The following is a 25,013-nucleotide window of genomic DNA, read 5'->3' on the forward strand; positions in this document are numbered from 1 at the left end:
TGCCGCGGTTCGGCGTGCGAGGCATCCTGAGCGCATGGCCGGTTCCTTCACCGGTCGGATCGACCGGCGAAACAAGGACGGGGCGAGGCCACCGGGCTGGGCGATCGCCGTGCTGATGGCGGCGCTGGTGCTCGGGGCGATCTGGGGGTGGACGGTGTCGCACTCGACCCCTCCCGATCGGGACGCCGCCGCCGTCCCGATCGCCGCCACCGCCGTGCTCAGCGCCTATGACACGGCGCCCACGCCGGCGGACGTACCCCGGGACGCGTATCCGCGCGACCCCATCGCGCCGACGGAGTACCGGCTGCTGCGCACGCGCCCCGACGGCGTCTCGCTGTACGTCGCACGGCTCCACGGCGGCTCGGCGGTCTGCGCCGTTCTCGCGCGGCCGGGCCGGTTCACCACCTCGAGCTGCACGCACCACGGACTGTTCCCCGTGCAGGGGCTCGAGGTCGTGGCATCCGTGCCCGGCGACGGCCTCGTGCGCGGGGTCATCCGGCCCGACGGCAGCGCCGAGCTGTCACCGATGTAGGCCGCGGGCGCCGGTCAGCCGTTCTTCGCGTCGCGCCATGCGAGCCACTCGGGCACCGCCGACAGGTCGTAGCCGGGACCCGAGATGCCCAGCGTGAACAGCCGCACGCCGGCGTCGTACAGCGCATCGGCGTAGTCGAGGTCGACGTGGCGGCGGGTGAGCTCGTTCGACACCGTGATCTCCGACACGTCGCGGCCGACCTCGTCGCCCCAGCGCTTCAGCACGTCGAGCTTGTGGCCGAGCTGGTCGGGCGAGACGAACGAGTGCCAGATGTCGGCGTGCCGCGCGACGATCTTCAGGGTCTTCTGCTCGCCCTTGCCGCCGATCATCACCGGGATCTTGCGGGTCGGCACGGGGTTCAGCTTCGCCCAGCGGGCCTCGACCCGGGGCAGAGCCTCGGCGAGAGCGTTCAGGCGCGTGCCCGGCGTGCCGAACTCGTAGCCGTACTCGTCGTAGTCGCGCTCGAACCAGCCCGAGCCCGTGCCGAAGATGAACCGGCCGACGCCGTCCTTCGCCGAGATGTGGTCGAGGGTACGGGCCATGTCGGCCTGCAGGTCGGCGTTGCGATACGAGTTGCAGCTCACGAGCGTGCCGAACTCCACGCGCTCGGTCTGCTCGGCCCACGCGCCGAGCATGGTCCACGCCTCGAAGTGCAGGCCCTCGCGGTCGCCGGAGAGCGGGAAGAAGTGGTCCCAGTTGAAGACGATGTCGACGCCGAGGTCCTCGAGGCGCAGGACGGTGTCGCGGATGGCGGGATAGTGGGCGTGCTGCGGCTGCACCTGGATTCCGAGGCGCACGCGGGAGTCGTCGGGCATGCCTTCCAGCCTAGGCGTGTTCGGGAAAGCGGATGCCGCACGGCGTCATGCCGGCACGCGGATGCCGCGGGCACGCATCGGCCCGCGGCATCCGTCCCCCGCTTCCCCCGGGTCTACTCCTTCAGGTCGAGCATCGGCGTCGGACGCCGGAACCCGCGCGTCACGATCGCGAGGAGCACCACGCCGATCGCCAGCCACGAGAGGCCCACGATGAACGTCTCGACCGAGAGGCTCGTCCAGAGCCAGACGGTGAGCGCGAAGCCGATGAGCGGAAGCACCAGGTTGCGCAGCACCTGGATGCCGGCGCGCTCCTTGCGGTCGACGTAGTAGTGCTTGATGACCGAGAGGTTCACGACCGAGAACGCGACCAGGGCACCGAAGCTGATCATGCCGGCGAGGAGGCCGAGGTCGATCCAGATCGCGAGCAGCGAGACCACCGAGACGCACAGCACGGCGACGACCGGGGTCTTGAAGCGTGCCGAGAGGCGACCGAAGACGCGCTTCGGCAGCACGCCGTCGCGGCCCATCGCGTAGATGATGCGCGACACCGACGCCTGCGAGGTGAGCGCCGAGCCCGCCGCGCCCGCGACGTACGCCGCCGTGAAGAACACCGCGAGGAACTCGCCGCCCGCCGTCTGCATGACGTCGAGCGCGGCCGAGTCCACGTCGGTGAAGGCGTTCGACGGGAACACGAGCTGCGCGAGGTACGACAGCCCGATGAAGATCACGCCCGCCGAGATCGTGGTGATCATGATGGCGCGGGGCACGGAGCGGGTCGGCTCCTTCGCCTCCTCGGCGAGCGTCGAGACCGAGTCGAAGCCGAGGAATGAGAGGCACAGCACGGCGGCGCCCGCGAACAGCACGCCGGGACCCTCCACGGATCCGTCGCCGACGAACGGGGCGAGCGGGTCGACCTGCTGCCCCGAGAGCGACGCGAGCCCGAACACGACGAACGCGCCGATGAACACGGCCTGCACGGCGATGATCACGACGTTCGCGCGCGCCACCGAGACGATGCCGATGACGTTCAGCACGGTGACGATGACGATCGACGCGAGGATGAACACCCACGCGGGCACGGCCGGGAAGGCCGCCTCGAGGTAGATGCCGATCACCAGGTAGTTGATCATCGGCAGGAACAGGTAGTCGAGCATGAGCGACCAGCCCGCGAGGAAACCCACTGCGCCGCCGAAGCTGCGCTGCGTGTAGACGTAGGCCGAGCCGGCGTAGGGGTAGGCGACCGACATGCGGGCGTAGGAGCGCGCCGTGAACAGCATGGCGACGAGCGTGATGACGTACGAGACGGCGACGCGGCCGCCGGTCAGCTCGGTGACGATGCCGTAGGTGGTGAACACCGTGAGCGGCACCATGTAGACGAGTCCGAAGAGCACCAGCGACGGAACGCCGAGGACTCGCTTCAGCTTGGGCGCGGCATCCGTTCCGACGTCGGTGGCGGGGATCGCGGCCTGGGACATGGGCGGTGACCTTTCAGGGGGTCGGGAGGCGTTCGCCTCGGTATCGGGGGATCCCCGCGAGCCAGGTCGCGCGCACGGGGAGGTCGGGGAGGTCGGCGGGATCGAGCTCCCGCGGATCGGCTGCGAGGTGCACGAGGTCGGCGGCGGCGCCGGGCTCGATGCGGCCCCACGGGGCATCCGTCGCGTCGGCGAACGCCTGGTGGGCGACGGCGGCACTGTAGGCGTCGAGTGCGAGCGCGAGCGGCAGGATCTCCTGCGGCGTCCAGCCGCCGACCGGGTCGCCGGCGGGCGTGCGGCGGCTCACGGCGACCGCGATGCCCGCGCGCGGGTCGCCCGACGAGACGGGCCAGTCCGAGCCGAACGCGAGGCGGGCACCGGATGCCTCGATCGAGCGCATGCGGTACTGCCTGTCGGCGCGATCCGCGCCGAGCCGCGGCACCGTCAGCACGGTCATGAGCGCGTCGAGCTGCGCCCACAGCGGCTGCATGTTCGGGATGATCCCGAGCCGCGCGAACCGGTCGAGGTCGGCGTCGTCGACGAGCTGCGCGTGCGCGATGACGGGGCGTCGGTCGCGAGGGCCGTTCACCTCGACGGCGTGCTCGATCGCGTCGAGCGCCTGGCGCACGGCCGCGTCGCCGATGGCGTGGATGTGCACCTGGAATCCGGCCGCGTCGACGGCGCACACGGCCTCGGCGAGGTCTGCTGCGCCCCACACCGACATGCCGTGCTTGTGCAGCGACGAGCAGTACGGCTCGAGCAGCGCGCCGGTCTCGTTCTCGACGACGCCGTCGGCGAAGAACTTCACGGTGTTGGCGGTGAGCATGGGCGACGCGGCATCCGCGACCCGGCGGCGCGACTCGACGAACGCGGGCAGCTGGGTCGCGAAGCGGCGCGGGTCGGCGTAGAGCGCGAGGTTGAACCGGATGCGCAGCCGGTCGCGCGCCGCGGCCTCGAGGTAGACGTCGAGCTCGGCGGGCTCGACCCACGCGTCCTGCACCCAGGTGACGCCGCGCGCGAGGTAGTACTCGGCGGCGCGCTCGAGCGACCGCAGGCGCTCCTCGACGGGACGTGGCGGGGCGACGTCGGTGACGAGCTCGACGGCGCCCCACTCGCGCAGCGTGCCGAGCGGGGAGCCGTCGTCGCGGCGCGGGATCTCGCCGAGCACGGGGTCGGGGGTGTCGGCGTCGATGCCGGCGAGCTCGAGCGCCCGCGAGTTGCACCACACCGTGTGGTAGTCCCAGGCGCGCAGCACGACGGGCCGGTCGGGCACGGCATCGTCGAGCCAGCGCGCATCGAAGAGCCCGCCGTCGGCGAGGCTGCCGTCGTACGACGCGCCCTGGATCCACGCGACGTCGGGGTGCGCCTCGGCGTAGCGCCGCACCTCGTCGACGATCGCCCGGATCGACGTGCACGAGCGCACGTCGGGGCCTTCGGCCTCGAGCCCGCCGAACAGCGGGTGGGCGTGCCCGTCGCCGAACGCGGGCATGAGGAAGCCGCCGTCGAGGTCGATCCGCTCGAGGTGCTCCCCCGCCGCCTCGGCCGCGGACGCGAGCCGGAGCGCGGCGGCGTCGAGCGCCTCGACGAACCCCTCGCGCACGAACAGCGCCGTCGCCGTCGGCTCGTCGGCTCCGCGCCAGATCGTGCCGCCGTGGAAGAGGGTCGAGGTCACTGCACCGGGTCCTTCGCATTCATACGAACAGTGTTCGTATTCGGGTGAAGGTGACTGTACACTCTCGCCACAAGCGAGGGAAGACCGAGGATGGAATTCGTGACACGTGTCAACCGCGACCAGCTCGTGACCACGGCGCTCGAGCTCATCGACGAGGAGGGCGGCGCGGCGCTCTCGATGCGCGCGCTCGCCAAGCGCGTCGACCGCCAGGTCTCGTCGCTCTACAACCACGTCGAGAGCCGCGGCGACCTCATCGAAGCCGTGCGCGCCCGCATCGTCGAGGAGATCGACACGGCGGCCTTCCTGGCCGAGCCGTGGGATGCCGCGCTCGAAGCCTGGGCCCGCTCGTACCTCGCGGCGTTCGCCTCCCACCCGAACGTCATCCTGCTGCTCGCGACGACACCCATCCGCGACGTTTCGACGCTCGGCATGTACGACCGCGTCATCGGCGCGCTCGTCGAGGCGGGTTGGCCCGTCGGCGACGCGGTCGCCGTGATGCGCACCGTCGAGGCGCACGTGCTCGGATCGGCCATCGACATCGTGGCGCCCGGCGACCTGCTCGAGCAGGGCTCGGTGCCGCCCGAGCACGCCGCGTTCCGGGCGGCGCTCGATCCGTCCCTCGGCGACGCGTTCGGCGCACGCCGTGCGTTCGAGATCGGCCTCGCGGCGCTGCTCGCCGGGCTCCGGGTGCGGCACGCCGCGGGCGCGGGGCTCAGGGGCTGACCTGGGCATTCGCGTCCGACCCGCGCCGACACCGCTCGGCAGCCGCTTTCCCACAGAGCACGCAGGAATTCGGCGTCAACCCCTGTGTGTGCGCAACGAATCGGCGTACACTCCGAAGCATGGACAACCTCGACCGCGCCATCCTCGACCTGCTCCGACAGAACGCGCGAGCGGGGTACGGCGACATCGGGTCGTCCGTGGGCCTCTCGGCGTCGGCCGTGAAGCGCCGCGTCGACCGCCTCGTCGCCGACGGCGTCATCCGCTCCTTCACCATCCAGGTCGACCCCACCGTCGACGGCATGAGCACCGAGGCCTACGTCGAGCTGTTCTGCCGCGGCACCGTCGCGCCCGACGAGCTGCAGCGCATCCTCCAGGGCGTGCCCGAGGTCGTCTACGCCGGCACCGTCACGGGCAGCGCCGACGCGATCGTGCACATGCGCGCCCGCGACATCACCTCGCTCGAGGACGCGCTCGAACGCGTGCGCATCGCCCCCAACGTCGACCACACGCGCAGCGCGATCGTCCTGTCGCGACTGGTGAACCGCAACCGGGACTGACGGTGACCGCTCTAGGGCCGCAGGGCACGGATGCCGCGGGCCGGTCGATGCGGTTCACGATCAGCCACGACGACGAGACGCCGCCCTTCGAGCAGCTGCGGCGTCAGGTCGTCGACGCCGTGGCATCCGCGACCCTCACCCCCGGCACCCGGATGCCCACCGTTCGCGCCCTCGCGGCCGAGCTCGACCTCGCCGTGAACACCGTCGCGAAGGCCTACCGCGCGCTCGAGACCGACCACGTCATCGAGACCCGCGGACGCGCCGGCACCTTCGTCGCCGCCACCGGCGACCCCACCACCCAGGAGGCCCAGCTCGCCGCGCTCGCCTATGCCGACCGCGTGCACCACCTCGGCCTCGACCGCGAGACCGCGCTCTCCCTCGTCGAGTCGGCACTCGACGCGCCGCGCTGAGCGCCCGCTCGTCGCCCAGCGCACGCCGTCCGTGGCATGCGTGCGCAACTCCGGATCGCGCGCGCGGCACGCCGCGCCCGGGTGCCCGACACGCCAGGAGCACGCGGCGTGCTCCGGAGTTGTGCACGACGCGCGAACGCGGGGGCCGCGGCATCCGCTCAGACGGCCTCGGGGATCGGCTCCTTCGGGAGCTTGCGCACCTTGGCGCGGCGGCGGCGCCGCTCGGGGATCATCGAGCGCATCTCCTCGAGCCTGCCGAAGCAGAGCAGGCGGTCCTCGGCTTCGAGCACGACGCCCTTGCGCGGGTTCGGGATGACGGTCGTGCCGCGATGCAGCGTGAGCACGGTGATGTCGCGATCCCAGAGGCCCGACTCGCCGAGCGTCTTGCCGACGAGGTCGGCCGCTCCGTGCACCAGGAGCTCGGCGACGCCGTAACCGGTCGAGACGGTGAGCCGCTGGCGCACGTCGATCTCGGGGAACGCGACCTGGTTCGCGATGTAGTCGATGATCGCGCCGGCCACGTCGAGCTTCGTCGCCGTCTCGATGCCCTGCAGGCCGGGCGACGAGTTGACCTCCATCACGAGGGGGCCGTCGTTGCCCTCGAGCATGTCGACGCCCGCCACCTTGAGGCCCATGATCTGCGCAGAGCGCACGGCGGCCTGCTCGTAGGCGGGCGTGAGCTCCACGGGCTCGACGGTGCCGCCGCGGTGCACGTTGGAGCGGAACTCGTCGCCGCTCGCGACGCGACGCATGGCCGCGACGACGCGGTCGCCGATGACGAGCGCACGGATGTCGCGACCGCGGCTCTCCTTCACGAACCGCTGGATGAGCACGTTCTGCTTCGTCGAGTGCAGGGTCTCGATGATCGCCTCGGCGATCTTCACCTCGGGCGCGAGGATCACGCCGATGCCCTGCGTGCCCTCGAGCAGCTTGATGACGACGGGCGCGCCGCCGACGAGCTCGATCGCCGGACGCACGTCGGCGCGGTTCCGCACGAACGCCGTCGCCGGCATGCCGATGTTGTGGCGGCTCAGGATCTGGTTCGCGCGGAGCTTGTCGCGCGCGTTCGTGATGCCGTTCGCGGTGTTCGGCGTGTAGACGTCCATCTGCTCGAACTGGCGCACCACGGCGGTGCCGAAGTACGTGATCGAGTTGCCGATGCGCGGCAGGATCGCGTCGTAGTCGGACAGCGGACGGCCGCGGTACTGCAGGTCGGGCTCGGTACCCGAGAGGTCGATCGCGAAGCGCAGCGTGTTGAGCACCTTCACCTCGTGCCCCCGTTGCTGCGCCGCCGCCCGGAGTCGCTGGGTGGAGTACGCCTGCGGGGCGCGCGAGAGGATCGCCAGTTTCATCCTTGAGTCCCTGCGAAGATGTTCGGGTGACAGAGCCCCCCTATTCAACCACCATCGTCGGATGGCGCGAATGGGTGACCCTGCCCGGTGCGGGAGTCCCATGGATCAAGGCGAAGATCGACACGGGCGCCCGTACGTCGTCGCTGCACGCGTTCGAGGTTGAGGAGTTCCGAGCCGACGACGGCACGGATTCCGTGCGGTTCGGCGTGCGTCCGTGGCAGGACAGCGACGAGGACGCGGTCGTCGTCGAGTTCCCCGTGCACGACCGCCGCACGGTGCGCAGCTCGTCGGGCCACTCCGAGGAGCGCATCGTCGTCCTCATGGACGTGACGCTGCACGGACGCACGCAGACGGTCGAGATGACGCTGTCGAACCGCGACGAGATGGGCTTCCGCATGCTCATCGGCCGCGAGGCGCTGCGCGATGGGTTCCTGGTCGCCGCCGGCGAGTCGTTCCTCGGCGGACGCGCCCCCCGACGCGTCCGCCGACAGAACCGCGGTCGCTGATCACCACCCGGTGGCGATGAGCCGCTTCGTGGGGAACGTCCCGTCGCCCTTCCCCGAGTACAGATACAAGTCTCCGGTCGCGTCGTCCCGGCCGACGATGTCCGCAGCCCACTGGACGTTCAGTCCGGTGTCCGGGTCGGTGTAGCCATCGATGTCGGCGCCGGCGGCGAGCGTATAGGTCCCCCACCCGTAACCGACCTGCCGTCGATCCTGGAAGGTACCGTCGCCGTTGCCCGGGTACAGGTACAGGATGCCACTGGGATCGACGGAGAGGATGTCCTTCCGCCCGTCCTGGGTGAGGTCTCCGGCGGCGTACAGGTCGAAGCCGATCCATCCCCAGCCGACCTGCGGGTACGGCGAGAAGAAGCCGCCCTTCCCGTCGCCGCGGTAGAGCTTGAGGTACCCGTTGGGGTCGATGGCGAGCAAGTCGAGGTGGTGATCGCCATCGAGGTCGCCGGAGGGTATGACGCGGTAGCCGTTCCAGCCCCAGCCGATGAGCCGAGGCTCTCGAAGGTGTCCTGCGCCGTCGCCTTCGTAGAGATACATGTCGCCTCGCTGATCGACGGAGATGATGTCATCGCGATACTCGAAGTGCGACGATTCCGGGTTTTCGTTCAGCAACCAGTCGAGGGGGACCCCGCCCCAGTCGCCCGGCGCATACACTCGCTCGTCGTCGAAGCCGACGCGGATCGCCTCCGGCCGGGTGAGCACTCCGTCCTCGAAGGAGAACACCGACAGCGTCCCGTCACCGACCGCCATGATCTGCCCGGGCGGGCCACCCGGGCTTCCACCCTTGTACGGGGCGATGCGGGGGCCGAGGATGATCTGGTCGGCGGGAAGCTCGACTTCGGGAAGGGTGACGTTCAGCCCGGTGATCTCGTCTGGTCCGGGCTGGAGCCGTCGTGCAGCATCGATCGGTACCAAGCCGACCGATGCATCCACGCCCACGTATCCGGGGTACTTCCCAGGAGCATCCACCCGCACGACGTAGGCGTCCACCTCGTCGCCCACGTACTCGAGAGCGGCGACCCGGAAGGTGCCATCTTCGGCCGTGTACGCGACGCTCGTCGGAATCACCCCCTGCCGGGTGCCGATGTCGTTGTACCCGGCAGAGGTGTACACGTACACCTGGATACCTGCTACCGCGGAGCCGCTCGCAGACGTCACACGCCCAGACACCGCCGTGCCCGCCTCGAGCTGGAGGCGCAGTCCGGTCAGTCCCATCGGCCCGGGCACGAAGAGCGCGGCCTCGAGCGGGTCCTGCGTCATCCGGTCGACGGGATCGTCAGTCAGGAATCCCGCGAAGGACGGTGCGACCCGTGGACTCGAGCAGCATGACGACCAGTTCACGAACAATCGGTACTCACGGCCCGCTTCTAGTCCGTCGATGCTGAACGTCCCATCGACAGAGGCAAGGTCTTGGCCCGCGTACGTTCCCTGGCCTGGACCCTCGACGGCGTACGCGTGGACGTCCACCCATGACGCCGATGCGCCCGTCGAGTCGACGAGGACGCCCGCGATGGACACCGGAGCGGTCGCGGAGGCCGGGGAGGCCGGCGAGACCAGCGTCATGGCGAGCGTGAGCGCAGCGACGAGAGCGACCGGCCCATGCGTGCGAGGGAATGGGCGGCGGACAGGGGCCACGGGCAGCTCCATCGGGTTCGGGTGGTCCGAAGATAGCGCGAAGGCGGCCGCCGGTGCGACCGCCTTCGCGCGTGATTCGTTCGCCGACCCCTAGATCACGCCGTCGGTCAGCGTCGTCGGGTTGCCGAACCGATGGTTCGTGATCGACACGGCCTGCTCGTGCAGGAACGGCAGCAGCTCCACGCGACCCGAGGGCGTCACGGGGTGCGACCACACCGCGACATCCGGGGTACCGCCGAGCGCCGCCGCGAGCTGGGACGCGCCGCCGCCGACGAGGCGGACGCGGGTCGAGCCGACGCCCTCCTTGCCGACGCGCACGAGCCACGCGGCATCCCCCTCGCGGATGACCCGCGTGTCGCGGGCCTCGAGGATCGTGCGCACGCCCTTCGGGAGCTCGAATGCGGTCGACACGGTGAGGTGCGACTTCGCGAGCAGGCCGGCGGCGATGACGCGCAGGCCCTCCGCGAGCGTCGACGCCTCGCCGATGCGCACGGTGACGGGAAGCGCGCGGTAGCGGAACAGGTTCCGCTCGACGCCGACGCCCGAGACGTCCTTCACGGTGCCGTACTCCTCGGCCCAGGCGACCTCGTCGGACAGCGCCGACCGGCGCAGCACCTCGAACGCCTCGTACTCGAGCGCCGGCTGCGACGCCTCGATGAGCTCCGACACGCGCTTCTCGAGCCCGCGCAGGTGGAGCGTGCTCGACACGGGGCCGTGCTGCGGCACCCACTCGCCGAGGCCGAACAGGTAGTTCGGGCCGCCCGCCTTGGCGCCGGCGCCGACGGCCGAGCGCTTCCAGCCGCCGAACGGCTGGCGCTGCACGATGGCGCCCGTGGTGCCGCGGTTCACGTAGAGGTTGCCCGCCTCGACGCGGTCGAGCCAGTGCGCGACCTCCTCGGAGTCGAGCGAGTGCAGGCCGGCGGTGAGGCCGTAGTCGACGGCGTTCTGCAGGCGGATGGCCTCGTCGAGGTCCTTGGCGTGCATGACGCCGAGCACCGGGCCGAAGAACTCGGTGAGGTGGAAGTACGACCCGGGCGCCACGCCGTCGCGGATGCCGGGCGACCAGAGCCGGCCGGTGCCGTCAAGCTGCTTCGGCTCGACGAGCCACTCCTCGCCGATGCCGAGCTGGGTGAGCGCGTGCAGGAGCTTGCCGTTCGCGGGCTCGATGATCGGGCCCATCACGCTCTGCGGGTGCTCGGGGTACCCGACGCGCAGCGACGTGGCGGCGTCGACGAGCTGGCGGCGGAATCGCTCCGACTTCGCGACCGAGCCGACGAGGATCACGAGCGACGCGGCCGAGCACTTCTGGCCGGCGTGGCCGAAGGCGCTCTTCACGACGTCGGATGCCGCGAGGTCGAGGTCGGCCGACGGCGTCACGATGATCGCGTTCTTGCCACTCGTCTCCGCCAGCAGCGGCAGGTCGGGGCGGAACGAACGGAACAGCTGCGCGGTCTCGTACGCGCCGGTGAGGATGACGCGGTCGACGGCGGGGTGGGACACGAGCTCGCGGCCGAGCTCCCGCTCGCCGATGTCCACGAGGGCGAGGAGCTCGCGCGGCACGCCGGCCTCCCAGAGCGCCTCGACCATGACGGCGCCCGAGCGCTGCGCGAGCTTGGCCGGCTTGATGATGACGCCCGAGCCCGCGGCGAGCGCGGCGAGCACGCCGCCGGCCGGGATCGCGACCGGGAAGTTCCACGGCGGCGTCACGACGGTGAGCTTCGGCGGCACGAAGACGGCGCCCTGCACGTGGTCGAGCTCGCGTGCGCGCTCGGCGTAGTAGTGCGCGAAGTCGATGGCCTCCGAGATCTCGGGGTCGGCCTCGGCGATGGTCTTGCCGGTCTCGGCGGCCATGACCTCGATGAGGCGGTCGCGGTTCGCGGCGAGCGCGAGGCCCGCACGGTGCAGCACGGCGGCGCGCTCGGCGCCGGGCAGCTCGCCCCAGGCGCGTCCGTTCGCGGCAACTGTCGAGATGATCGACTCGAGCGTGGCCGCGTCGGCGACGCGGGCTCGGGCGATGGTCTCGAGGCCCAGGCGCGTCTCGGGCACGCGGGCGAGGATGCGGCGGCCCCACTCGCGGTTCGCCGCGAGGGCGGGGTCGGTGTCGGGCTCGTTGCGGAATCCGGGGGTCGCGCCCGGGCCGCCCACGGCCGGCGCGACGAGCTCGCCCTCGATCTCGCCCGTGTCGCCGAACAGGCCCGGCTCACGGCGCGAGCCGCGCGTGAGCTCGAGCACGGTGCTCGTGAGCGACGCGTCCTCCTCGTGCTCGCTGCCCGGCGCCGGGGCGTCGGGCACGGCCACTGCCGCTGCGAGCGACTCCTGCGACCACTCGGAGCGGCGGTTCTGCGTCCGGTTCGGCGTGGGGACGCGACCCGAGTCGACCTCCAGCGCGGCGAGCGATCGCTCGTAGCGGACGCGCTCGCGCTTGAAGAGGCCCTGGTCGCTGTCGAGCTCGAACACGGCCGACATGAAGTTGTCCTGGCTCGCGTTCTCCTCGAGCCGGCGGATCAGGTAGGCGATCGCCACGTCGAACTCGGTCGGGTTCACGACGGGCGTGTAGAGCAGCAGGTTGCCGACATCGCGGCGCACCGCCTCGGCCTGGCCGGTGGCCATGCCGAGGAGCATCTCGAACTCGACGCGCGACTCGACGCCGCGCTGGCGTGCGGTGAGCCAGGCGTGCGCGACGTCGAACAGGTTGTGACCGGCGACGCCGAGCTTCACGGCGTCGGCGCGCTCGGGCGTCATCGACCAGTGCAGCACGCGCTTGTAGTTGGTGTCGGAGTCCTGCTTGGTGCCGTAGGTCGCGACGGGCCAGCCGTGGATCGCGGCGTCGACGTGCTCCATGGCGAGGTTCGCGCCCTTCACGACGCGCACCTTGATCGGCGCCCCGCCGGCCTGGCGCCGCGCGATCGCCCACGCGGTGAGCTCCTGCATCGCGCCGAGCGCGTCGGGCAGGTACGTCTGCAGCACGATGCCGGCCTCGAGTCCGCGCAGCTGCGGCTGGTCGAGCAGCGTCGTGAACACCGCGATGGTGAGGTCGAGGTCGCGGTACTCCTCCATGTCGAGGTTGATGAACTTCGGCGTGGGGCTCTTGGCGGCGAGCTCGTAGACAGGCGTGAGCTTCGAGACGACCTTCGCGACCGCCTCGTCGAACGACCACATCGAGAGCTGGCTCACGACGCTCGACACCTTGATCGACACGTAGTCGACGTCGTCGCGCGCGAGGAACTCGTAGGTGCCGCGCAGTCGCCGGTCGGCCTCGTCCTCGCCGAGCACGGCCTCGCCGAGCAGGTTGAGGTTGAGGCGGTTGCCCGACTCGCGCAGCATCGCGATCGACGGGCCGAGCTTCGCCGGGGTGGCGTCGAGCACGAGGTGTCCGACCATCCGGCGCAGCACGCGGCGCGCGATGGGGATCACGACCCACGGGAGCACCGGGGCCACGACGCCTCCGACGCGGATGGCCGCGCGCAGGTACCAGGGCAGGAACTTCGGCGTGAGCTTCGCGACCTGCTCGAGGTTGCGGCCGGCGACGCCGAGGTCCTCGGGGCGCATCACGCCGTCGACGAAGCCGACGGTGAAGGCGAGGCCGTTCGGGTCCTTCAGCACGCCGGCGAGACGCTCGGCGGCGGGGTCGACGGGGTGCTCGGCGCTCTCGGCGAGCCAGCGGCGCACCAGTGCGACGACGTGGTCGGTGGCCGGCGCGAGTTCCGTGGCGGCGTTGGTCATGGTCACGAGGCTAGTCTCCGTTGCTCAGGGTGCGCCGAGGGTTGACGCACCTTGCCTCCCCCAGTGTGCGCCGTCGCATCCGTTCGGTACAGCGAATGAATCCGACGCATACTGTTCAGTAGAGCCGAATGGTTCACGGATGCCTGGAGGACGCGATGCTCGACGTGCGACGCCTGCGCCTGCTGGTCGAGCTCAGCCGGCGCGGCACGCTGGCGGCGGTCGCCGACGCGTTGTCGTACAGCCCCTCGTCGGTCTCGCAGCAGCTCGGCCTGCTCGAGCGCGAGGCCGGGGTGCCGCTCCTCGTGCAGGTGGGCCGGCGCGTGCAGCTCACGCCGCAGGCGCTCGTGCTCGTCGAGCACGGCAAGGCGGTGCTCGACCGGCTCGAGGAGGCGGAGGCCGACGTCGCGCGCTCGCTCACGTCGGTCGGCGGCACCGTGCGCATCGCGGTGTTCCAGTCGGCCGCGCACGCGGTGATGCCGCAGGCGCTCACGCTGCTCGCGGCCGGGCATCCCGACCTGCGCGTCGAGGTCACCGAGCGCGAGCCCGAGGCCGGCCTGTTCGAGGTGGCGGCCCGCGACTTCGACCTCGTCGTGGCCGAGCAGTATCCGGGACACGCGCGGCCGCGGCATCCCGAGCTCGATCGCGTGCCGCTCGCCTCGGACGCGATCCGGCTCGCCGTTCCGTCGTTCCCGAGGGTCGAACAGCGCCCGGCGAAGCCGGACGCGTCTCGAAATCCGGCGCCAGAACTCTCGTCGACGGCTCACCGCCCGTGGGTGATGGAGCCGGCCGGCACCGCATCGCGGGTCTGGGCCGAGCAGCTGTGCCGAGCCGCGGGGTTCGAGCCCGACGTGCGCTTCGAGACCGCCGACCTCATGGCCCACATCCGGCTCATCCGCTCGGGGAACGCCGTGGGACTGCTGCCCGACCTCGTGTGGGCCGGCGAGCGGCCGAGCGTGCTGCTCGCGCCGCTGCCCGGCGATCCCCACCGCGAGGTGTTCTCCTCGGCCCGCCACGCGGCGGCGGGGCGTCCCGCCGTGGTCGCCGTGCGCGACGCGCTCGCGCGTGCCGCGGCCCGCACCGGTCCGCCCCGGAATGGGGACGACGCCGCTGCGGACGACACGTGACGTCGAGCCCCTGCGGGTCTACGCTGCGAGCATGGCCAGCAAGCGGAAGATCATCGGGGCCGGCATCGCCGTGCTCGCCGTGCTCACGCTCGCGGGCTGCCTGGGGGAGCAGGGGTCCGCTCGCGGCGGCTCGGTCGACGCGGCCGGCACGTGGGGGGATCCGACGGAGGACGGGTCGCCGTACCTCGAGCTCGAGGACGACGGCAGCTTCAGCGGCAGCGACGGATGCAACAACCTGACGGGTTCGTGGTCGGTCGACGAGGCCGAGCAGGTGCTGTTCGAGGACGTCGCGTCGACCTTGAAAGCGTGCGAGGACGTCGACGACTGGCTCGCCCACCTCAGCGCCGCGACGGTCGCGGGCGACACCATGACGGTGCTCGGCCAGGACGGCGCCGAGATCGGGCAGCTCGAGCGGAGCTCGGACACGCCCTCCACCTGATCCGGCGGGTGCTCGTCGCAGCTCGAACGGACCTCCGAGACGCCCGCGACGAACTAGGCGTGGCCGAGGCCCGTGCCGCCCTCGTCGAGCTCGGGGTCGTAGCCGATCATCACGTTGCCCGCGGGCTCGACGTCGTGCATCCACGGCGTGTAGCTCACGCCGACGAGCAGGCCCTCGGGGCTCATCAGGCGCGACGTCGTCTGCCCCCACGGCTCCTCGTGGGCGCCGACGAGGATCTCGTGCCCGCCCGCGCGGAGCTCCTCCACCGCCTCGCCCACCGCTGCCGGCGAGGCGACGTCGAACTCGATCCACGCCTGCGGCACCGTGCGGTCGGCGGGCCACTCGGTGGTGCCGAAGGTCGCCTCGGCGGCCTGGCTCAGCGGCCAGATCGCGAAGGCGTTGACACCCCCGAGGGCTTCGGTGTGGAAGTAGCCGCCGTCCTCGCTGAACGGGATCCCGAACGCGCCGCGCCAGAAGTCGGCCGACGACGAGTCGGCACTGCCGATGGGGCCGAAGCCCGCCACGAATGCGATGTCCATGCGGCCAGCCAACGCCCAGCCGCCGACATCCGCAAGACATGTCGGCCGACGAGCGAGGTCAATCGGATGCCGCGGCCGCCGCGAACCGCCCTGCCTGCTCCTCCAGGAAGGCCAGCACCTCTGGCGGCCCCTCGACACGGTAGGCCGCGCCGCGCGGCAGCCACATGAGGGCCATCACGAGGTTCTCGACGGCGTCGGCCTCGAGCGGCCAGACGCAGCGGTCGGGTCCGTCGGCCACGACGTCGCGGCCGTACCAGCCGAGGCGATCGACGAGCTCGGCCCGCGACAGCTCCACCACGACCCTGGCGCGCACGGTGCGGTCGCGGTAGCGGATCGCGGACTCGACCCGGGCGCGGGCCGCCTCGTCGGTCATCGGCCTCGGCTCGAAGCGCACGCGCGTCTGGAACACGTCGCTGATGCGGTCGAGCCGGAACGTGCGCCAGTCCTCCCGCTGGCGGTCCCAGGCGAGCAGGTACCAGCGGCGGGCGACGGGCACGAGCCGGTACGGCTCGACGACGCGGGAGGTCGACTCCCCCGCGGCATCCGTGTAGCTGAAGCGCAGCCGCTCGGAGTCGCGGCAGCCGAGCGCGAGGAGGCCGAGCAGCTCGGTGTCGACCTCGGGCGTCGGGCGGGTGCCGCCGCCGCCGCGGCCCGGTCCGCGGCCGACCGCGTCCGTCGCGTGCGACTGCAGCGCGTCGATGCGGCGGCGCAGCGCGGGCGGCAGCACCTGCTCGATCTTCGCGAGCGCGCTCAGCGTGGTGTGCTCGGCGCCGCGGAGCCCGGCGGTCGCCTGCGAGCGGAGGCCGACGGCGATGGCGACGCCCTCGTCGTCGGTGAGCAGCAGCGGCGGGAGCCCGGTGCCGGCCTCGAGCCGATACCCGCCGGTGCTCCCCCGCATGGACTCGATGCCGTAGCCGAGCTCGCGCAGGCGCTCGACGTCACGGCGCAGCGTGCGCTCCGAGACGCCGAGGCGGTCGACGAGTTCGCGAGCCGACCAGTGCCGGTGACTCTGCAGCAGGGAGAGGAGTTCGAGGGTCCTCGAGGTGGTGGCGGCCATGTTCCGAGTATCTCGCGCATCAGGTCAGGAAGTGACCGGATGGGTCGGAAGACTGGCTGCATGACCGAACGAACGAACCAGATGATCACCGCCCGAGGCCTCACGAAGACGTTCCGCTCCAAGGGGCAGGTCGTCGAGGCCGTCCGAGCCGTCGACCTCGACGTGGCCGACGGCGAGCTCGTCGCCTTCCTGGGCCCGAACGGCGCCGGCAAGTCGACGACCCTCCGCATGCTGACGACGCTCCTCCCGCCGACGGCCGGCGAGGCGACGGTGGCCGGCTGCGACATCCGCCACGATCCCGCCGGGGTGCGCCGCCGCATCGGGTACGTCGGCCAGGGCAGCTCGGGCGGGCACACCCAGCGGGTGCGCGACGAGCTGCACGCGCAGGGCGCGTTCTACGGACTCGGTCGTCGCGAGACGCGCGCCAGGGCCGCCGAGCTCATCGAGTCGCTCGAGCTCGGACAGGTCGCGAACCGCCAGGTGCAGTCGCTGTCGGGCGGCCAGAAGCGCCGGCTCGACATCGCGCTCGGCCTCATCCACCGGCCCGAGCTGCTCTTCCTCGACGAGCCGTCGACGGGCCTCGACCCGCACAGCCGCGCCAACCTCTGGGAGCACATCGTGGACCTGCGCCGCAGCACCGGCACCACGATCTTCCTCACCACCCACTACCTCGACGAGGCCGACCAGCTCGCCGAGCGGGTCATGGTGATGGACCACGGTGCGGTCATCGCCGACGACACGGCATGGTCGCTCAAGGAGTCGCTCGCGGGCGACCGCGTCACGCTCGCGTTCGACTCGGCGACGGATGCCGCGGACGCCGCGGCCCGCATCGGCGGGTCGGTCGACGGCGCCGTCGTCACCCTCACCGCACCGGGCGGCGACCGCGCCCTCCCCCGCTGGATCCGCGAGCTCGGCGACGCCGGACTCGACGTCGTGGCGGCGACGCACCGCCAGCCCACCCTCGACGACGTCTTCCTCGCGCTCACGGGCCGCAGCCTCCGCGAAGAGGCCGCCGCGCCCGAGCCCGAGCCCGCCGCTGCCGAAGCCGCCGCCGCATGACGCCCCCATCCACCACCGACTGCACCGCACTCCATCGAGTCACGTGTTCCGGTCGCTCCACTCGGCACCATCCGACCATTTCCCGTGACTCGACGACTGACGACCAACGAAGGAGCACACCCTCATGAACACCATCAGCCCCGCCGCCGAGCCCGCCGCGATCGAGCGGCCCGCGGCATCCGCCCGCCCCACCGGCTTCGTGCGCGACACCGCGACCGTCTTCGCGCGCGAGTCGCGCCCGCTCGTGCGCGACCCGTTCAGCGTGATCTTCTCGCTCGTGCAGCCGCTCGTCTTCCTCGGCCTGTTCGGCCCGCTGCTCGTCGGCGCGGCGGGCGGCGACGTCGCCGGGACGCTGCAGTGGTTCGTGCCCGGCATCCTCGTGATGGTCGCGCTGTTCGGCACCGCGTCGACGGGCGCGAACCTGCTCTTCGAGATGCAGACGGGTTCGCACGAGCGCACGCTCGTCGCCCCGCTCTCGCGCAGCGCGCTGCTCGTCGGCCGTGCGCTCAAGGAGGTCGTGCCGCTCGTGATCCAGGGCACGATCGTCGTACTCGTGGCCGTGCCCTTCGGGTTCCGGCTCGACGTGCCGGGGCTCGTCGTCGGCCTGGCCGTGCTCGCCGTGTTCGGCATCGGGTTCGGCGCCCTGAGCTACACGCTCGCGCTCGCGTGCCGCAACCGCGACTGGATGTTCTGGATGGTGCACCAGACGCTGCTGTTCCCGCTCATGATCCTGTCGGGCATGCTGCTGCCGCTCGAGGACGGTCCCGACTGGATGAAGGTCGCCGCCGCGGTCAACCCGCTGAGCTACCTGGTCGCGGCCGAGCGGGCCCTGCTCGCCGGCGACCTCGGCAGCCCCGCGGTGATCGGCGGCGCCATCGCCGCGGTCGCGACCTGCGCGATCGGCGTGTTCGTCGGCGTGCAGGCCATGCGCCGCGCGAACTGAGGCGAGACGGCGGATGCCGCGACCCACCGCACGAGCGGGGGCCGCGGCATCCGTCGTCACCTGCGCTACGGCGTCGGGTAGCTCACCACCGGCGACGTGCCGAAGCCGCCGACGACCGGCGCACCGGTGTCGTTGATGGTGTGCTCGATGCCGCCCGAGCCGCTGAGGAACACCGAGATCAGCGACTCGAACCGGATGCCCGGGCCGACCGGGGTCTGGATGCCGCTCTCGGCGCGGATGTCCTGGCCCTGGTTGAAGTACGAGTACACGCCCATGCCCGTCGCGTGGTGCTCGGCGACGTCGTCGGCCACGCGGTAGGACGCGTAGCCGAGGCGGTCGCCGTCCATCCACTCGGCCTGGCTCGGCACCTCGTAGGGGATCTCGGACTGGTAGAACACGGTGCGTCCGCGCTCGCCGTTCCAGATCACCTGGTTCTGCTGGTAGTGCTCGACGAACAGGCCGGTCGCGGTGACGTCGTCGCCGTTCACGATGACGCCGTGGGCGCCGGTCGAGCCGGTCCACGTGCCGCTGCCGTCGAGGCCGTGGTCGCCGCGCCAGGCCCAGATGTGGTCGAGCAGCACGTCGTCGCTGTTCACCTCGATGGAGGTCACGGCGTCGCCGGCCCACGGTCCGCCGACGCGGATGAACACGTCGGACAGCGTCGTCGGGTCGGACGGGTCGGAAACCGCGGCATCCGTCGGCCCGACCTGGACGAGCACGTCGGACTCGACGAGCCCGGCGTCGATCGTGATGCCGGCGATCTTCACGCCCGGCACGTCGTCGACGACGAGTGCCGCATTGCCCTTCGTGGGCGTGAGCGAGGCGTAGCCCATGCCGAGCACCACCGTGCCTGCGCGCTTGACGTTGATGGGCTTGTCGAGCCGGTACACGCCCGGGGTGAGCAGCACGTGCTGCTTCTTCGAGATCGCACGGTTGATCGACGTCGCGGTGTCGCGGTCGGCGTGGGCGATGTAGAAGTCGCCGATCGGGATGGAGGTGCCGACCGAGGCATCCGTCGACCAGTCGACGCCCGCGCTGTCGGCGCGGGCGTTCGGCACGAACACCGTGTAGGCGTCTCCGTCGAGGTAGAGGAACGGCGCCGGGCGGCTGACCGGCGTGGTGTCGAGCGTGGTCTTGTTGCCCACCGTGCCGTCGGGCTTCGGGCCGAAGTCGGTCGCCGGGGCGCCCTCGACGCCCGAGAACACCATGTTCCAGACGCCGCCGTTCCACGTTCCGACGCTCGAGTCGCGCGTGTACCACTGCTGCTGCGAGCCCGAGACGACCTCGCCGTCGATCACCGAGTCGGCGAGGTAGCCGCCCGACGAGTAGCCGCCGAAGCGCGGCATGAGCGTCAGGTCGCCCTGCACGTGCACCCGGCGCATCGGCGCCGCCTGCGACACGGCCCATCGCAGCTGGCCGGGGTCGGCCACGCCCTCGGGGAGCATGATGCCGCCGGGGTTCTCGGGCGTCGGGAAGCAGACCCCGTAGACGCCGGTGTCGCCCTCGACGGGCCGCTGGATCGGGTTGATCGACACGTTCGACAGCGAGCGCCAGAAGTTCGTGAGCGCGGTGTCGGCCTCGCCGCCGCCGTCCCACGGGCAGGAGGTCGCGGGCGGGCGCCCCTCGGCGTGGATCGCGCCGTTGATGACCACGTCGTCGGGCGACGCGCCGAGGCCCGAGACCTGCGTGTAGTAGCCGACCTGCCCGTTCACGATGTCGGGCGCGGTGGCCGGGTCGGCGGCGCCCTCAGCGCTGCCGTAGACGCCGGGCTTGAACAGCACGGCGTGGCGGTTCTGGCTGAACTCGGGCTCGTTGTCGATGGCGGCGAAGATCGCGTTGATCTCGTCGGTCGGCATCGACGGATCGAGCACGACGACGTTCGGGCCGAAGTCGGGCTCGTCGGCGGCGACGGCGGGGGTCGCGGTGATGGCGGCTCCTCCGAGGGCGAGTGCGGCGATGGCGGCGCCGGCGCCGAGGCGGCGGCCGGGGTGTGCGGGTCGGGCGCGCCGAGCCGCGCTGCGAGCCTCTGGTCGGGCGGGCGGATGCTGCGCCCTGGTGCGGTGGGTCACGGGTTCTCCTTCGAACGTGGCCGGCCGGGGCGCATCACGCCTCCGGCCGGTGACCGGATCAGTGCGGATGGTGCACGCCCGACGCCGTCATCGGCGCGGTCGCGAGCGCCAGCATAGCGAACGCTTACTTACATGTCAGTAACTTTCTTGCGATCGGTCGGATGCCGCTAGCGGGCGCCCGTCCGGACGGCACCCGCCCATCACGTACGCTCGTGTGATGCCCCACGACGTCGTGATCATCGGCGGCGGCCACAACGGCCTCACCGCCGCCGCCTACCTCGCCCGCGCCGGACGCTCCGTGCTCCTCCTCGAGCGCGACGACCACCTCGGCGGCGCGGCGGTCTCGGCGCAGGCGTTCGACGGCGTCGAGGCGCGACTCTCGCGCTACTCCTACCTCGTGAGCCTCCTGCCCCAGCGCATCATCGACGACCTCGGGCTCGACATCCGGCTCGCCCGCCGCCGCTACTCGTCGTACACGCCCGACCCCGCCGACCCGTCGCGCGGCCTGCTCGTCGACCGCGAGGCCGACGCCGAGGCATCCGCCGCCGCGTTCGGGCGGGTCGACGCCGAGGCCGATGCGGCCGCGTGGCACGCGTTCTACGGCGAGACGACGCGCCTCGCCGAGCGGCTCTTCCCGACCCTCACCGAGCCGTTGCTCACCCGCACGGAGGCGCGCGAGCTCGTGGGCGACGACCGCATCTGGACCGACGTCGTCGAGCGCCCGCTCGGCGAGGTCATCGACGAGCGCTTCGCGAGCGACCTGGTGCGCGGCGTCGTCGCGACCGACGGACTCATCGGCACGTTCACCGATCTCGACGACCCGGCGCTCGATGCGAACCGCTGCTTCCTCTACCACGTCATCGGCGGCGGCACGGGCGACTGGGACGTGCCGATCGGCGGCATGGGCGCCGTGAGCGGCGAGCTCGAGCGGGCCGCGCGCGAGGCGGGCGCCGAGCTGCTCACCGATGCCGAAGTGGTCGCGGTCGAGCCCGACGGCCGTGTGCGCTACACCCGCGGCGGCGAGGACCACGTGGTCGAGGCCGCCACCGTGCTCGCGAACGTCGCACCCGTCGTGCTCGATCGCCTGCTCTCGGCCGGGGCGACGGATGCCGCGGCGCGCGCCGCCGCGCCGTCGGTCGCGCCGCGCGACGAGCGCCCGTTCTCGCACGACGGACCCGTCGCCGTGCCGCCCGTCGTGCGCGAGCGCCTGCGCCGGCTCGCCGAGCCCGAGGGCGCCCAGGTCAAGGTGAACCTCATGCTCACGCGGCTCCCTCGCCTGCGCGACACCGAGGTCGCGCCCGAGGCGGCGTTCGCCGGCACGTTCCACATCAACGAGCTCCAGACCCAGCTCGACGCCGCCTTCGCGACGGCCGCGCGCGGCGGCATCCCCTCACCGCTCCCCTGCGAGATCTACTGCCACACGCTGAGCGACTCGACGATCCTCGATCCCGAGCTCGCCGCGTCGGGCGCGCACACGCTCACGATCTTCGGCCTGCACGTGCCGCACCGGCTCGTCGAGCGCTTCGGCAACGACGAGCTGCGCACCCGCCTGCAGGAGGCGGTGCTCGCCTCGCTCGACTCGGTGCTCGCCGAGCCCATCGCCGACGTGCTCGCGACGGATGCCGCGGGCCGCCCCTGCATCGAGGTGAAGACCACGCTCGACCTCGAGCACGCCCTGCGCATGCCCGGCGGGAACATCTTCCACGGACCGCTCTCCTGGCCGTGGGCCGAGGACGACGCGTCGCTCGCGACCCCCGCCGAGCGCTGGGGCGTGGCGACGCAGCACGCCCGGATCCTGCTGTGCGGCTCGGGCGCCGTGCGCGGCGGCGCCGTGAGCGGCATCGGCGGGCACAACGCGGCGATGGCGGTGCTCGAGTCGGCGGAGGACTGAGCCGCCCGAGCGACCCCCGCGGGACGGTCGCGCGCCGGCCCGACCATACCGTCGAGTACGGTATGACCATGCGGATCACGCGCACGCGCTGGCTCGACGAGGGACTCGTCGTGCTCGCCGAGGACGGGCCGTCTGGCCTGAGGATCGACAAGCTCTCCGCCCGGCTCGGCGTCACGAAGGGCTCGTTCCACCACCACTTCGCCGGCGCGCCCGGGTTCAAGACCGCGCTCCTCGCCCACTACGAGGAGCAGGCTCGCGCCGCACTCGACGAGGCGATCGCCGCCCGATCCGGGGAGGGCACTCGCGCGACGCTCGCCTCCCTCACGGAGCTCGCGACCGCCGACGGCGACGGCGGGCTTCGGCGACCGCGGCTCGACACCGCCGTGCGGGCGTGGGCGCAGTCGGACCCCGAGGTGCGCGAGACCCAGGCGCGCATCGACGCGGCGGCGGTCGGCGCGCTGCAGGCGGCCTGGCGTCCGCTCGTGGCATCCGACGCCGAGGCGCGCGCGGCCGCACTCGTGCCCTACCTCGTGTCGCTCGGAGCGGAGGTCACGGTGCCGCCGATCCAGCCCGGCGAGCTCCGGCGGGTCTACGAGCTGCTCCTCACGCTCGTGCCCGCGCCCCTCCACGGACGAGACTGACTGCAATTCCATACCATGCGGTATGGTATGGACATGACCGTCCTCCACGACCCCGTCTGGCCGGTCGTCGTGCTCGCCGTGATCCAGTTCGTCGACGGCATCATCAGCTGGAAGCCCGTCGCCTTCGTGGCGAAGTGCTTCGACGACGTGCACTTCCCGCGGAAATGGTGGTGGATCTTCACGCCGATCAAGTTCGCGGCCGCCGCGGGGCTCATCGCGGGCATCTGGATCCCGTACCTCGGCCTCGTCACCACGACCGCGCTCGTGCTCTACTTCCTCGTCGCGATCGGCATGCACGTCCGGGCGCGCGACTTCGGCCGGAACCTCTTCGTGAACGCCACGGGGATGCTCGTCATCTGCGTCGCGACGCTCGTGTGGTGCTTCCTGGCCTGACGTGCGAGCGCCACGGCGCCATCTGTCAGCTGCGCGTCCTCGGCGGCTTCCGCGTCTTCGGCGCCTTCGGCGGCAGCGCCGCGACCTCCTCGAACGCCCGCGCCACCTGCTCGGCGATGCGGTCGGGCTCGTCGTCCCACGCGGCGGGCACGGCGACGTAGCCCCCCATCGGCCGCTCGTCGGGTCCGAACGGCCCGGCGCCGTCGACCGCTGCGAGCTCGGCGCGCGCGGACTCGTCGAGCACGCGCACGCCGATGCGGTCGCCGAAGAGCCCGGCGAACATGTTGCCGTTCACGAACGCGCCGAGGTTGCCGAACATCGGCTTGACGACGACCCGTGGATCGTCGGGCACCACCGACGTGAAACGCGCCTTCGCGGCATCCGAGGCCTTGGGCACCTGCATGGCACCACCTCCCTGATCAGTTCCGATTCCGATCAGGACCGGCCGGAACCGGTTCAGGACCGGATCAGAAGACGAACAACTGCCCCAGCACGAGCACGGCGATCACGAACAGCGCGACCACCGCACCGAAGATCGCCAGCGCTCGACCCGAGAGCCGCGCAACCGCATAGCCGACGAGGAACGGGAGCACGAAGAGGAAGATCGTGACGATCCACCAGAACGCCTGGTAGCCGCCCTGCGTCGCCTCGGAGAGCCGCCCGCCGAAGAGCTGCTGCGTGCGCGGGTTGGTCGCGAACGCGAACGACGCCGACAACGGCACCGCGATGAGCGCGAACGTGAAGAGGCCCGCGAGCGCCCCCCAGAGGCCGGACTTGCCCTCGGTGACGTTCATCGTCTCCTCGTGGACCTGCCCGCCGGACGGATGATTCGGCTTGCGCTTCGCGCCCCCACTCGATCCCATGGCGCCAACTCTAGTGGTTTGGCGTTGACCGGGTTTAGCCTGATTTCACGACGAGCGGGGGTAGAAGATGACCGCGAAAGCGACTGGCCACTACACGCTGAAGCCCGACGGGCTCTACCTGCAGTACGACCGCCTGTTCCATTCCCCGATCGAGGAGGTCTGGTTCAGCCTGACCAATCCGACGGCCATGCAGGGTTGGATCGGCACGTACACCGGACGCCCCGAGACCGGCGCCGTCCGGTTCCGCATGACGTTCGAGGGCGAGGGCTCCGAGTGGATGAACGTGGGCATCCTCGAATGCGACCCACCCCATCGCTTCCTCGCCCACTCGGGTGAGGGCGCGACGGCCATGCGCGTGTTCGCGCACCTGCGCGAGGCCGGCGGAATGACGACGCTCACGTTCGGCCAGCGACTCTCGAACCCGGCGGATGCCGCGACGATGGGCCCCGGCTGGGACTATTACCTCGACCGGCTCGCCGCCATGCGCCTCAGCCGGCCGCTCCCCGAGTGGGAGGCCTACTACCCCGCCCTCGCCGACCACTACAAGGAGCTGCACGTCCCCGAGGGCGCCCGCAACTGACGACGTCTC

24 protein-coding genes are annotated in these 25,013 nt (G+C 71.7%); 13 read left to right on the forward strand and 11 right to left on the reverse strand.

The window, feature by feature from the left end:
* The first annotated feature begins 34 nt into the window (after positions 1–34).
* On the forward strand, positions 35–532 hold the full coding sequence (locus ACWEOH_RS07205) for a hypothetical protein (RefSeq protein WP_452029543.1): 498 nt from the start codon (positions 35–37) through the stop codon (positions 530–532).
* A 14-nt stretch (positions 533–546) separates the two neighbouring features.
* Here ACWEOH_RS07205 and ACWEOH_RS07210 read toward each other — a convergent pair whose 3' ends face one another.
* From ACWEOH_RS07210 to ACWEOH_RS07220, 3 genes are all read right to left on the reverse strand, one after another.
* Positions 547–1,347 carry an LLM class F420-dependent oxidoreductase gene (locus ACWEOH_RS07210; protein WP_452029545.1) on the reverse strand — a complete coding sequence of 267 codons (801 nt, stop codon included), beginning with the start codon at positions 1,345–1,347 and terminating at the stop codon, positions 547–549.
* Between the two features lie 113 nt (positions 1,348–1,460).
* Positions 1,461–2,822, reverse strand: coding sequence for an APC family permease (locus tag ACWEOH_RS07215; RefSeq protein WP_452029547.1), 1,362 nt, complete (start codon positions 2,820–2,822; stop codon positions 1,461–1,463).
* A 13-nt stretch (positions 2,823–2,835) separates the two neighbouring features.
* The gene (locus ACWEOH_RS07220) at positions 2,836–4,491 is read right to left on the reverse strand and encodes an amidohydrolase (RefSeq protein ID WP_452029549.1); all 1,656 of its coding nucleotides are present in this window, start codon (positions 4,489–4,491) and stop codon (positions 2,836–2,838) included.
* A gap of 99 nt (positions 4,492–4,590) precedes the next feature.
* Here ACWEOH_RS07220 and ACWEOH_RS07225 point away from each other — a divergent pair, with 99 nt between their 5' ends.
* The 3 genes from ACWEOH_RS07225 to ACWEOH_RS07235 all read left to right on the forward strand — a co-directional run bounded on the left by ACWEOH_RS07225 (position 4,591) and on the right by ACWEOH_RS07235 (position 6,181).
* Positions 4,591–5,214 carry a TetR/AcrR family transcriptional regulator gene (locus tag ACWEOH_RS07225; protein WP_452029550.1) on the forward strand — a complete coding sequence of 208 codons (624 nt, stop codon included), beginning with the start codon at positions 4,591–4,593 and terminating at the stop codon, positions 5,212–5,214.
* Between the two features lie 119 nt (positions 5,215–5,333).
* Entirely contained in the window at positions 5,334–5,771 is a 438-nt protein-coding gene (locus tag ACWEOH_RS07230; RefSeq protein ID WP_148732865.1) for an Lrp/AsnC family transcriptional regulator, read from the forward strand.
* A 2-nt stretch (positions 5,772–5,773) separates the two neighbouring features.
* Positions 5,774–6,181 carry a GntR family transcriptional regulator gene (locus ACWEOH_RS07235; RefSeq protein WP_452029553.1) on the forward strand — a complete coding sequence of 136 codons (408 nt, stop codon included), beginning with the start codon at positions 5,774–5,776 and terminating at the stop codon, positions 6,179–6,181.
* A 158-nt stretch (positions 6,182–6,339) separates the two neighbouring features.
* Here the strand turns inward: ACWEOH_RS07235 and ACWEOH_RS07240 are convergent, their stop codons facing one another.
* Positions 6,340–7,533, reverse strand: a complete 1,194-nt coding sequence (locus tag ACWEOH_RS07240) for a RimK family alpha-L-glutamate ligase (RefSeq protein WP_148732866.1) — start codon at positions 7,531–7,533, stop codon at positions 6,340–6,342.
* 26 nt (positions 7,534–7,559) lie between these two features.
* On the opposite strand from ACWEOH_RS07240, the gene ACWEOH_RS07245 reads away from it, so the two are divergent.
* Positions 7,560–8,039 carry an ATP-dependent zinc protease family protein gene (locus ACWEOH_RS07245; RefSeq protein WP_452029555.1) on the forward strand — a complete coding sequence of 160 codons (480 nt, stop codon included), beginning with the start codon at positions 7,560–7,562 and terminating at the stop codon, positions 8,037–8,039.
* Here the strand turns inward: ACWEOH_RS07245 and ACWEOH_RS07250 are convergent, their stop codons facing one another.
* Both ACWEOH_RS07250 and ACWEOH_RS07255 read right to left on the reverse strand, forming a co-directional pair.
* On the reverse strand, positions 8,040–9,611 hold the full coding sequence (locus ACWEOH_RS07250) for an FG-GAP-like repeat-containing protein (RefSeq protein ID WP_452029557.1): 1,572 nt from the start codon (positions 9,609–9,611) through the stop codon (positions 8,040–8,042).
* Positions 9,612–9,773: 162 nt separating this feature from the next.
* Positions 9,774–13,406: a proline dehydrogenase family protein gene (locus tag ACWEOH_RS07255; protein ID WP_452029559.1), complete on the reverse strand. Its 3,633-nt coding sequence runs from the start codon at positions 13,404–13,406 to the stop codon at positions 9,774–9,776.
* Positions 13,407–13,561: 155 nt separating this feature from the next.
* Here ACWEOH_RS07255 and ACWEOH_RS07260 point away from each other — a divergent pair, with 155 nt between their 5' ends.
* The gene (locus tag ACWEOH_RS07260; RefSeq protein ID WP_452029561.1) at positions 13,562–14,530 is read left to right on the forward strand and encodes a LysR family transcriptional regulator; all 969 of its coding nucleotides are present in this window, start codon (positions 13,562–13,564) and stop codon (positions 14,528–14,530) included.
* A 31-nt stretch (positions 14,531–14,561) separates the two neighbouring features.
* A complete protein-coding gene (locus ACWEOH_RS07265) occupies positions 14,562–14,969 on the forward strand; it encodes an META domain-containing protein (protein ID WP_452029563.1) in 408 nt (135 codons plus the stop codon).
* Positions 14,970–15,022: 53 nt separating this feature from the next.
* Here ACWEOH_RS07265 and ACWEOH_RS07270 read toward each other — a convergent pair whose 3' ends face one another.
* Together ACWEOH_RS07270 and ACWEOH_RS07275 are read right to left on the reverse strand one after the other, a co-directional pair.
* The gene (locus ACWEOH_RS07270; RefSeq protein ID WP_452029565.1) at positions 15,023–15,508 is read right to left on the reverse strand and encodes a glyoxalase; all 486 of its coding nucleotides are present in this window, start codon (positions 15,506–15,508) and stop codon (positions 15,023–15,025) included.
* Between the two features lie 58 nt (positions 15,509–15,566).
* Positions 15,567–16,565 (reverse strand): helix-turn-helix transcriptional regulator, encoded by a 999-nt coding sequence (locus tag ACWEOH_RS07275; protein WP_452029567.1) that lies wholly within the window; start codon positions 16,563–16,565, stop codon positions 15,567–15,569.
* Between the two features lie 60 nt (positions 16,566–16,625).
* Between ACWEOH_RS07275 and ACWEOH_RS07280 the strand changes: the two genes are divergently transcribed.
* The gene (locus ACWEOH_RS07280) at positions 16,626–17,624 is read left to right on the forward strand and encodes an ATP-binding cassette domain-containing protein (RefSeq protein WP_452029569.1); all 999 of its coding nucleotides are present in this window, start codon (positions 16,626–16,628) and stop codon (positions 17,622–17,624) included.
* Positions 17,625–17,748: 124 nt separating this feature from the next.
* Positions 17,749–18,567 carry an ABC transporter permease gene (locus tag ACWEOH_RS07285; RefSeq protein WP_452029571.1) on the forward strand — a complete coding sequence of 273 codons (819 nt, stop codon included), beginning with the start codon at positions 17,749–17,751 and terminating at the stop codon, positions 18,565–18,567.
* Positions 18,568–18,632: 65 nt separating this feature from the next.
* Here the strand turns inward: ACWEOH_RS07285 and ACWEOH_RS07290 are convergent, their stop codons facing one another.
* Positions 18,633–20,636, reverse strand: a complete 2,004-nt coding sequence (locus ACWEOH_RS07290) for an adenylyl cyclase (RefSeq protein ID WP_452029573.1) — start codon at positions 20,634–20,636, stop codon at positions 18,633–18,635.
* 217 nt (positions 20,637–20,853) lie between these two features.
* Here ACWEOH_RS07290 and ACWEOH_RS07295 point away from each other — a divergent pair, with 217 nt between their 5' ends.
* The 3 genes from ACWEOH_RS07295 to ACWEOH_RS07305 all read left to right on the forward strand — a co-directional run bounded on the left by ACWEOH_RS07295 (position 20,854) and on the right by ACWEOH_RS07305 (position 23,561).
* Entirely contained in the window at positions 20,854–22,527 is a 1,674-nt protein-coding gene (locus tag ACWEOH_RS07295; RefSeq protein ID WP_452029575.1) for a phytoene desaturase family protein, read from the forward strand.
* A 68-nt stretch (positions 22,528–22,595) separates the two neighbouring features.
* Positions 22,596–23,168, forward strand: a complete 573-nt coding sequence (locus tag ACWEOH_RS07300; RefSeq protein WP_452029577.1) for a TetR/AcrR family transcriptional regulator — start codon at positions 22,596–22,598, stop codon at positions 23,166–23,168.
* 33 nt (positions 23,169–23,201) lie between these two features.
* Positions 23,202–23,561, forward strand: a complete 360-nt coding sequence (locus ACWEOH_RS07305) for a DoxX family protein (protein ID WP_452029579.1) — start codon at positions 23,202–23,204, stop codon at positions 23,559–23,561.
* Between the two features lie 25 nt (positions 23,562–23,586).
* Here the strand turns inward: ACWEOH_RS07305 and ACWEOH_RS07310 are convergent, their stop codons facing one another.
* Both ACWEOH_RS07310 and ACWEOH_RS07315 read right to left on the reverse strand, forming a co-directional pair.
* Positions 23,587–23,964, reverse strand: coding sequence for a TfoX/Sxy family protein (locus ACWEOH_RS07310; protein WP_452029580.1), 378 nt, complete (start codon positions 23,962–23,964; stop codon positions 23,587–23,589).
* Positions 23,965–24,028: 64 nt separating this feature from the next.
* The gene (locus ACWEOH_RS07315; protein WP_148732875.1) at positions 24,029–24,424 is read right to left on the reverse strand and encodes a hypothetical protein; all 396 of its coding nucleotides are present in this window, start codon (positions 24,422–24,424) and stop codon (positions 24,029–24,031) included.
* Positions 24,425–24,491: 67 nt separating this feature from the next.
* Between ACWEOH_RS07315 and ACWEOH_RS07320 the strand changes: the two genes are divergently transcribed.
* Positions 24,492–25,004, forward strand: a complete 513-nt coding sequence (locus ACWEOH_RS07320; protein ID WP_452029582.1) for an SRPBCC domain-containing protein — start codon at positions 24,492–24,494, stop codon at positions 25,002–25,004.
* Positions 25,005–25,013 lie beyond the last annotated feature (9 nt).

The sequence above is a fragment of the Agromyces sp. NPDC004153 genome (assembly GCF_053603635.1).